The organism is Endozoicomonas sp. SESOKO2, from assembly GCF_024606245.1.
Lineage (GTDB): Bacteria > Pseudomonadota > Gammaproteobacteria > Pseudomonadales > Endozoicomonadaceae > Endozoicomonas_A.
In genome coordinates this window covers 1-3,917 of record NZ_JAHHPQ010000570.1, presented here as the reverse complement: position 1 = coordinate 3,917, position 3,917 = coordinate 1, and the positions used below count along the sequence as shown (strand labels likewise).

4 protein-coding genes are annotated in these 3,917 nt (G+C 53.3%); all 4 read right to left on the bottom strand.

Features of this window, described 5'->3' with window-relative positions:
• Window positions 1-119: 119 nt before the first annotated feature.
• Window positions 120-1,964, bottom strand: a complete 1,845-nt coding sequence (locus KDK17_RS14030; RefSeq protein ID WP_257280415.1) for a V-type ATP synthase subunit A — start codon at window positions 1,962-1,964, stop codon at window positions 120-122.
• A gap of 77 nt (window positions 1,965-2,041) precedes the next feature.
• Window positions 2,042-2,755 (bottom strand): DUF2764 domain-containing protein, encoded by a 714-nt coding sequence (locus KDK17_RS14025; protein WP_257280414.1) that lies wholly within the window; start codon window positions 2,753-2,755, stop codon window positions 2,042-2,044.
• A gap of 62 nt (window positions 2,756-2,817) precedes the next feature.
• Window positions 2,818-3,504 carry an ATPase gene (locus tag KDK17_RS14020; protein WP_257280413.1) on the bottom strand — a complete coding sequence of 229 codons (687 nt, stop codon included), beginning with the start codon at window positions 3,502-3,504 and terminating at the stop codon, window positions 2,818-2,820.
• Between the two features lie 51 nt (window positions 3,505-3,555).
• Window positions 3,556-3,917: ATP synthase subunit C (locus KDK17_RS14015; protein WP_257288314.1), on the bottom strand; the 362-nt coding region annotated here is incomplete at its 5' end.

Genomic DNA, 3,917 nt, shown 5'->3' with positions numbered 1-3,917 from the left:
AGAGAGGGCGGGTAAAGTAGGACTATCGTTGTAACTTGTCGTATTTTGAACAGGTTCAAACTTTTTTATGGATTCATTAAAAAAGCCGACAGTAGTCGGCTTTTTTGAGAAGCTCAGAATCAGGCCGCGGCAGCGGTACCAATGTATTGACTTCTTAACTCTTCGATCTTCTGGAGATAGCCGTTATATTCCGGGGAGCCATCGTGTGAGTAGTTGAGGTTCTTGAGCAGGCCGGTCAGCTTCACGAAGTAGTCACGGGCTACTTCTTTATCCTTGAAGGCGTACTGCTGACCGATCAGGCTCACAACCAGCTCGAAGCAGGCCTTCTGACGGCTCAATGGGCAACTGCTGTCGACATCATCAAAGGCGTCCTGCTGCAGGTAGACCATATCCAGAAAGAAAGACTTCTGGAAAGTAACGTAATCTTCCAGAGTAATACCTTCTTCACCGGTCACCTGCATCATCTGGTTGATGCTGTCACCTTTGACAAGCAGGGCCTGCATTTCCTTGACGGTATCTACCCAGTCAGCGGACAGGTTATTGCTGTACCACCCGGATAACTGATCAAGATAGCGGGACCAGGAGATCAATGGGTCAATGGCAGGGTAGAAACGCTTATAGGCGCGGTCATAGGAAAGTCCCAGGAAGGTTTTGACCGTACTCAGGGTTGCCTGGGTTACAGGCTCCTCGAAATTACCACCGGCGGGGGATACAGAGCCCACCAGAGTCAGGGAGCCTTCGTCTCCTTCTTCGTTACGGATGACACCGCAACGTTCGTATACACCTTTAATGGCAGAGTCCATGTAAGCCGGGAAACCTTCTTCACCGGGAATCTCTTCCAGACGGTTGGAGGTCTCACGCATGGCCTGGGCCCAGCGGGAAGTGGAGTCTGCCAGCGCGAGAACGTTGTACCCCATCTGACGGTAGTATTCACCGAGCGTCAGACCCGTGTAGATAGAAGCCTCACGGGCGGCCACAGGCATGGATGAGGTATTACAGATGATAACGGTGCGGTCGATGAGGGAGCCGCCGGTGGTAGGATCTTGCAGGTGTGGAAATTCTTCAATGGTTTCCACCACCTCACCGGCGCGTTCACCACAGGCTGTTACGATGACGATGTCGGCATCGCAGTAACGCGAGAAAGAGTGCTGTAATACTGTTTTTCCAGAACCGAACGGGCCGGGGATACAACCGGTTCCACCACGGGCAATGGGGAAGAAAGTGTCCACGATTCTCTGGGTAGTCACCAGGGGTGTATCAGGATACTGACGTTCAGTTTTACCTTTTCCGGACAAGGTTTCAGAAATGGAGTGACGTACCGGCCACTTCTGTACCATCGTAAGGTCGATCTCGTCACCCTGCCGGTTTCGCACTTTGGCAACGACGGTATCAACGCTGAAGGAGCCTTCCTGGATCCAGATCACTTCCACTTCGCCTTCGGTGTTAAAAGGAATCATGATCTTGTGCGTAAAGCGACCTTCGGGAACCGTACCAAAGGTTTCACCCGCGTGCAGTTTGTCACCAATCTTGGCCACTGCCGTAAAGGCCCACGTCTGACTGCGATCAAGCGCATCAATCTGGACACCGCGCTGCAGGAATTTACCATGCAGAGAGGCCAGTCTCTCCAGAGGGTTCTGCAGACCATCGTAGATCATGGAAAGAATGCCGGGACCCAGCTCCAGAGAGAGCAGATGGCCCGTCTGGATGATGGCGTCGCCTACTGCGACCCCCCGGGTGTCTTCGTAGACCTGAATGTCAGCGATATCACCGCGAACCCTCAGGACTTCTGCCATCAGTTGCTCCTCCACCTGTTCATTGGAGCGGCGGCCGGGCATCACGTAGACGACTTCGTTTTTGGTCAGCGGCTTACTGCCCAGACTCTTGATGGTGATGATGTCACCCATCACGGCAACGACTTTGGCCGAAGCCTGTTGTTCCAGTTCTGTGTTTGTCTGTTCACTCATGGGAGTTTTCCAAAAGCTGTTTACTGCTTGCCATGACGATGCACTCAGGGGCACTTGAAAAGTAGTGCCTCTTCACATTATGACTGCTCAATCAAGCTGTCACCGTCACGGGTTCCAGATAATGGGTTGACGAATTCGCCCAGGGCCAGATCAGTCAATTCGTTGAAGCGGTCCACTGCCTGTTCACCGTCGTAGGCTGTCCAGCGGGCCACCAGGTTCCAGCGCAGCAGGTAGATCACTACCGCTTCAAAGTCGAAGCAGTGCTGTCTGCCAGCGTCGTCCAGTCGGCGCCATACGGCTTCCAGCAGGGTTTTCTCGAGACTGAGATAATCCTGCCTGTTCAGGCAATCAATAGCCTGTGGAATCCACGGGAAGGCGTGCTGAAGGCCCAGTGTTGGATTGCTCCAGTTGCGGCGAATATAGGCATAGCGGGTGCCGAAGCTCCACTGGGGGTCGCCCGGTGCCTGCTTGCCCTGCATCTTACGGCGCAATGCTGCCATGACCGTTCTCATGTCTAGCCGCCAGTTGATCAGATCACGCAGGGTCTGGCTGGGAAGCTCACCATGCAGGCGGGCGGCCAGTTTGATCAGAGCTGCTTCGTCGACGTCTTCGCCCAGGTGGCTCCAGTGCATAAGCTGCTCCACCTTGATCAGGGTATCCTTGTCTTCCTGATTCAACATGGAGAGGCGTCGATCCAGTTGCAGACGGGAGATCGGAGTGATCTTGCTGTCAAACAGTGAATCGATATGAGGAAGCGAAGTCACCAAAGTGTAATAGGCATTTTCTGCCATTTCATTCTCCCTGAAAGTCAGGTGTTTTCAGTCTTGGCTGTTAACTTCTGACTCTTTACTCATTATTTGACGATACCTTCCAGCAGTGCCCGGAAACGAGGCTGAAGGTGTCTCAGCAAAACAGCCGTGACGGTTGTGTCGCTCAGTTCCACTTCGATCTCTTTGTCGTGAAGACGGAACTTGATACCACTCTGGCAGGTCTTGCCTACCGAGAAGGTCACGCCTTCCTGAAGCATTTCAGCGGCCTGACCGGTGACGAAGTCCAACAGAGGCCCCTGTTTAACCAGATCCGGGTTTTTGCGCAGCTCATCAACACCGATGACTTTGCGTGGCAGAACCACTTCCAGATTTTTCTCGCCGTGCAGGTTATTTTCGCCCGCCACTTCCAGAATCATTTGCTTGAGCACTTCTTCTTTCTCCAGAGAGCCGCTGACCAGCGCACTGACCTGTCCGGAGAATTTTTCCAGCAGGTAATCTTTCAGTTCCAGAACGGCGTTACGCTCTGCGAGTTGAAGGGCTTCCTGACCGGATTTGGTGATGAAGTCCGCCTCTTCACGAGCCTTGCTGACAATCGTGTCGGCTTTCGCCTGAGCTTCCCGGATCAGCTCAGCGGCATTGGCCCGGGCTTCGTTGATAATACGGTCAGCCTGATCACGACCGTCTTGTACGCCCTGATTGCGCAGTTTCTCGATCAGCTCCTGAACGCCAACAGAGACGTTCTGGCCGCCAGGATTCATTGCTGCTGTCATAATTTATTCCTCTGGTTAACGGTCCACCGTTCACTGTTCACAGTCTTCTGATCAGGCCGCAATCTGCTGACCCAGAACCAGGGCAAATACGAAAGCAAATACCGCAAAGCCTTCAACGATCGCAGCAGGAGCAATGGACAGACCAAAGACTTCTGGTTTGTTCTTGGAGGCATTGATGCAAGCGGCAACCGCCTGACCCTGATAGATAGCAGAGTACATCAGGGCAATACCGGTCAGTAGACCAATGCCCAGCAGGCCAGGGGCGCTGTTATCGGAAACACCGATACCGCTGAGGGTGAACATGATGACGATGCCGTAAATAACCTGAGAGGAAGGCATTGCCGACAGACCAATAAATTTGCCGTATCCACTCTCAACATCCAGCATGGCACCACAAGCTGCCTGGCCAGCGA